At 55.2% G+C, this 4351-nt stretch carries 7 protein-coding genes and 2 pseudogenes; all 9 read left to right on the top strand.

What is annotated here, in order from left to right:
- The first annotated feature begins 151 nt into the window (after positions 1–151).
- Complete coding sequence (locus DQ405_RS27880; RefSeq protein ID WP_241730211.1) at positions 152–385, top strand: hypothetical protein; 234 nt, start codon at positions 152–154, stop codon at positions 383–385.
- A 393-nt stretch (positions 386–778) separates the two neighbouring features.
- On the top strand, positions 779–1012 hold the full coding sequence (locus DQ405_RS27870; protein WP_241730208.1) for a hypothetical protein: 234 nt from the start codon (positions 779–781) through the stop codon (positions 1010–1012).
- A pseudogene (locus tag DQ405_RS27865) lies at positions 909–1130 on the top strand (hypothetical protein); the annotation flags it as partial. The gene DQ405_RS27870 and the pseudogene DQ405_RS27865, both read left to right, overlap by 104 nt.
- Positions 1131–1257: 127 nt before the next feature.
- Positions 1258–1461 (top strand): hypothetical protein, encoded by a 204-nt coding sequence (locus DQ405_RS27860; RefSeq protein ID WP_241730207.1) that lies wholly within the window; start codon positions 1258–1260, stop codon positions 1459–1461.
- Positions 1416–1547: a hypothetical protein gene (locus DQ405_RS28210; protein ID WP_274597437.1), complete on the top strand. Its 132-nt coding sequence runs from the start codon at positions 1416–1418 to the stop codon at positions 1545–1547. The genes DQ405_RS27860 and DQ405_RS28210 overlap by 46 nt, the downstream gene beginning before the upstream one ends.
- Positions 1528–1848, top strand: coding sequence for a fatty acid desaturase (locus tag DQ405_RS27855; RefSeq protein ID WP_241730206.1), 321 nt, complete (start codon positions 1528–1530; stop codon positions 1846–1848). The genes DQ405_RS28210 and DQ405_RS27855 overlap by 20 nt, the downstream gene beginning before the upstream one ends.
- Positions 1849–1852: 4 nt before the next feature.
- Entirely contained in the window at positions 1853–2824 is a 972-nt protein-coding gene (locus tag DQ405_RS24775) for a proline dehydrogenase family protein (RefSeq protein WP_168426386.1), read from the top strand.
- Between the two features lie 14 nt (positions 2825–2838).
- On the top strand, positions 2839–4089 hold the full coding sequence (locus DQ405_RS24770; protein ID WP_014719857.1) for an ATP-grasp domain-containing protein: 1251 nt from the start codon (positions 2839–2841) through the stop codon (positions 4087–4089).
- Positions 4089–4351: pseudogene (locus DQ405_RS24765) on the top strand (MFS transporter); the annotation flags it as partial. The gene DQ405_RS24770 and the pseudogene DQ405_RS24765, both read left to right, overlap by 1 nt.

Here is a 4351-nt window from a genome sequence, read left to right as displayed (position 1 = left end):
TTTTACCAACGCGGTCATTTGTTGTCCTTGTCCAAGCGCCGCATAAAACCGTTTTTCTGGAGCGATGAAAACATCCTGGCCCCTGCGGCAGAAGCGGTGCCGGTGCCGGGGCCGTGTGCGCCTGTGGGCGAGGGCGCCAGTTTTATTGTGCATGGCAACCAGGGTTTTTTATTCCATTCTCAACCTGTGCAGTTTCGGAGAGCATCAACAGTTTCGCGAAAGAGTGCTGGCCAACAAAAGCGAACTGCAGATGCTGCTGGTCTCGGTTTACGACGAGGCGCTGGAAAGTGGTGCAACCTCGCTTGCCCCTGTTGTACGGGAAACCGTGCTGACGCCTCGCGAAAACAGAGGTATTGTCCTGGACCAGTCTGGGCAAGACCTATAACGAAATAGCGCTCTTGGTCTCCATGAGCCCGCGTACGGTAAAGTTTCATATGAAGAATATCTTCAGCAAGTTGAATGTCACCAACGGCAAGTCCGCAATCCGTAAAGCCTTGCAACTGGGCTACATCCGCGAACAGGCCTGATCGGCAGGCCCCCCTCGTAAAAATACCGCGCTCGCCGATGATTTTTTCATCGGCGAGCGCGCGCGTGCGCGCGTGATTTGGCGCTACCTGTCTAAAAGGGCAGCTTGTTCACTGTTAAGCGGTGCTTTAGTTTTTTTGCAGCCGATGAGTCTAGCTCAGGCAAAAAAAAACAATAGGCGCAGCACTCAAAAAATCATCTTCGCCCTGCGCGGATCGAGTGCTGCAGCGCGCCGCTTAATTATGGAGTGATTATGCTGGTCGATAAGAACAAAGAACCTGCTAGCGAATACGCTGCCGGTATTTCCCGGGAAACATTCGGGATGCTTAAACACTTGTGTAAAAAAGATAACTATCACTGGGCCATCGCACTGGGTAAGGACTATGCAATTATTGCGTTTGCCATTTACCTGTCGTTGGGCGTCAGCTATTGGTTCTACCCGGTTTCGCTGTTTTCTAATCGGCACCACCCAACGTGCTTTGACTAACGTACTACATGAGTCAACCCACAAGGTGTTGGCAAAAAACCGTGCGATCAACTGGTTTGCCGGTACGTTTCTTTCTGGGTATCTGGTCTTCCACTTGTACCAGTCCTACAGCACTTCGCACATCAAGAACCACCACGTGCACTTGGGGCATCCAGAAAAAGACCCTGACTACAATTTCCATCTCAAGTGCGGCCTGTATGACCTTCAACAAAGCGAGCGCGAGTTCTTCTTGAAAGAACGTCGTGATGGCGCTATCCGGCTACAGAACCCTTCAGTACATCAAGTATGTGGTCAAGGACCGTGTCCAGGGGCAAGACCCGCGCATCCGCAAGGAACGCATGATGATGTGGGCTTATTGGGCGGTAATTTTTGCTGTGGTCGCCTGGTTCGGGGTGGTCGCTGAATGGGTGTTTGTTTCTGGCTGGTGCCGCTGTTTACCACCGCCGTAGCCGTAGGCTGGATCATCGAGTTGGCCGAGCATTATCCGATGCCGGCGGTTGAGACCGACAAAGTTGTTGCTGACCCGCAACCGTAAAGGCAATGTTTTGGAGAACTTCTTTTTCGGTCGCCACGACGACAATTACCACCTCGTGCACCACCTACATCCGTCCATTCCCCACTGGAATATGCGCAAGGCTCATAAGCTGCTGATGACTCACCCTGAGTACGCGCGCTGGGACAACCTGTGGGCCGGGATCTTTACCCGTGATCGGCAGAGCCGCCACAAGGAAACGTTGCTCAGTTACGCGTCCAAGTTCCGCGCTCACAAGATTGCCAACCACACCGACGATTCGAGTTTCGCACGTCGTATGCTCAACCAGTCCTACGGGGTTTAATGCCATGAACACGACCGACAACAGCCTGCTGGCAACCCTGGCCCTGAAGAAACTGGCGGCAAACAAAACCTATCGCGATTTGTTCCTGCAGAGCGAGACGCTGCGCGATTTCCTGCGGCCCGCCGCTCTTCGTTACATCATCTCCGAAGATCGCCTGGAGATGCTTGATAAGCTTGGGGCCCTGCTGGAGAAAGGCTATCGCACCGGTGTCGAGTTCGTTGGCGAGGAAGCGACGACATTAGCCGAGGTCACCACGGCTACCGATGAGTACCTGAAACTCATCGACTTGATTGCACAGCATCCCAAGCTTGAAGAACCCCCGCAGCTGGGGTTCGACCTGTCCAACGTCGGCACCATCATTTCCCGCGAACTGGCGATTGAGAACTGCTCGAAGATCCTCACCCATGCAGCCGATAAGGATATCGGTGTGATCATCAGTATGGAGCGTTCTCAATGGACGGATTCGATCCTCGATATCTTCCTGCAACTGAGCGGGCGCTTTCCCAACGTGGGTATCACCTTGCAGGCGCAATTGAATCGAACCCCGGATGACCTCGGGGCGGTCCTGGAAACTGGCTGCAAAGTACGCTTGGTCAAAGGCGTCTATGCTGAGCCTGCCGCGATTGCTTTACCGCGTGGCAATGCGCTCAACGAGCGTTACCTGGGGTTGCTGGACCGAATCAATGGCGGCCGTGGCCCGTTCGCTTTCGCGACCCAGGACCCACAGCTGGTTGAAGAAATCCTCACCAGCCGCATCGCCGACCGAGGCGAGCTGGAGATGCTTCACGGTGTGCGCCCTGAATTGATTCAGAAGGTGAAAAACCAGGGTCAGGTCAAGACCCGCGTGTCGGCGGTGTATGGCATCAATTGGTACCTGCACCTGTTGCACCGTGTGGCTGAGTTTCCGCAGAACATTTTCCTGGCGCTGGATGACGTGGCTTCGCCACGGGCCTCTGAAACCGCCACTCATTACTGAAAAAGGACATTCTTATGAAGCAGTACGTCGCATTGGTGGATGTCTACTCGAGCGGTAATTTCCTGCCGCAATATTTTCGGGATGCGGGCTTCAGCCTGATCCATGTACAGAGTACCCCAGAGTTGATGCCGAGCATGCTCGGGCCGAATCTGTCGGAGTTCGAACACAATTTGGCGTTCAACGACAACGCTGAAGAGATCGTGCAACGCCTGCGCGAATTCAACGTAGTCGCCGTCATTGCTGGCCAGGAGCCAGGCGTGCCATTTGCCGACTACTTGAGCGAACAACTGCAGTTGTCCACTTCCAACGGCAGCGCGGGGTCACGTGCGCGCCGCGACAAGTTTGAGATGATCAATAAAGTCGCGGCCGCGGGCCTGTTGACCGCCCGCCAGATCAAATCCTCGGACCCCCAGCAACTGCTGGCTTGGGTAGAGGCCGGCCATGTGTTTCCGTGCGTGATCAAACCGCTGAGCTCGGCTTCGACAGACGGCGTCTCGATCTGCCACAACGTCGAGGACGTCAAGCGCGCCTGTGAGGAAGTCATATCCAACCTGGATATCTTCGGCCTGGCCAACACCGAAATTCTTTGCCAGTCCTACCTCAAGGGCCCGGAGTATATCGTCGATACCGTCAGCCGTGATGGGCAGGCCTACGTCTGTGGGATCTGGCGTTATGTGAAGCGTGAAATCAGTGGCGGCAAGAACATCTATGACCGTGACGTTCTGATTGCGCCGGACAGTGCCGAGGCCAACGTACTGGTCGATTACATCGTGCAGGCGCTCAAGGCGTTGGGTATCAATAACGGCCCAGCCCATTCGGAAGTGATCCTCACTGAAGCCGGCCCTGCGCTGGTAGAAGTCGGTGCTCGCTTGAACGGCAACATGGAGCCCCGATTCCACGACATCAGCCTGGGCGGCAACCAGGCGCAGCTCACCTATCTGGCGTACTGCGATGGTGAGGCGTTCAAGGCAAACTATGCCGGCAAGCGCTATCAAAAGCTCAAGGAAGCCTGTGTCATCAACACCGATACCACGCTGCAAGGTGAGGTCACTGGCTTCAACGACTCAGCTATCCAACTGATCGAGGCGCTGCCCTCGGTGCATAAGCTGAGCGTCAAATACAAGGCCGGCAAGTTGATGAAAAAGACCGTGGACCTGCTCAGCAGCCCTCTGCGGGTGTTTCTGGTATCGGAGAGCCAGCGCAGTATCGACGAGGATTACGAGCAGATTCGCCAGAACAAAGACCACGTCTATGTGATCCGCTGATGATGGGCACCTATCGCGCTTTACGTGGGCTCAATGCCCGCTTGCAGTTGCTGTTCCTGATCACCTTGGTGTTCCGCATGGGCACCATGGCGTTCCCTTTCTATGCGGCGTACCTGATTCATCAGCACGCCGTATCGGCGGGCACCGCAGGTTTGCTGGTGGGCGTGTATGGCGCGGGTGCGTTGTTTGTGGACTTGATCATCGGCGGGGTGATCAAGCGTTTTTCTGCCAATCGGGTGATCCTCGGTTCGTTACTGCTCAA

The sequence above is a fragment of the Pseudomonas sp. SST3 genome (genome assembly GCF_003325755.1).
Note: the sequence above shows the minus strand (reverse complement) of the source record. Positions and strands in the feature narration are given on the sequence as shown.

Excerpts from the sequence above, each read along its gene's own strand:
- DQ405_RS24770 (WP_014719857.1), top strand. The coding sequence starts at position 2,839 with ATGAAGCAGTACGTCGCATTGGTGGATGTCTACTCGAGCGGTAATTTC.
- DQ405_RS27860 (WP_241730207.1), top strand. The coding sequence starts at position 1,258 with ATGGCGCTATCCGGCTACAGAACCCTTCAGTACATCAAGTATGTGGTC.
- DQ405_RS27870 (WP_241730208.1), top strand. The coding sequence starts at position 779 with ATGCTGGTCGATAAGAACAAAGAACCTGCTAGCGAATACGCTGCCGGT.
- DQ405_RS24775 (WP_168426386.1), top strand. The coding sequence starts at position 1,853 with ATGAACACGACCGACAACAGCCTGCTGGCAACCCTGGCCCTGAAGAAA.
- DQ405_RS27880 (WP_241730211.1), top strand. The coding sequence starts at position 152 with ATGGCAACCAGGGTTTTTTATTCCATTCTCAACCTGTGCAGTTTCGGA.
- DQ405_RS28210 (WP_274597437.1), top strand. The coding sequence starts at position 1,416 with ATGGGTGTTTGTTTCTGGCTGGTGCCGCTGTTTACCACCGCCGTAGCC.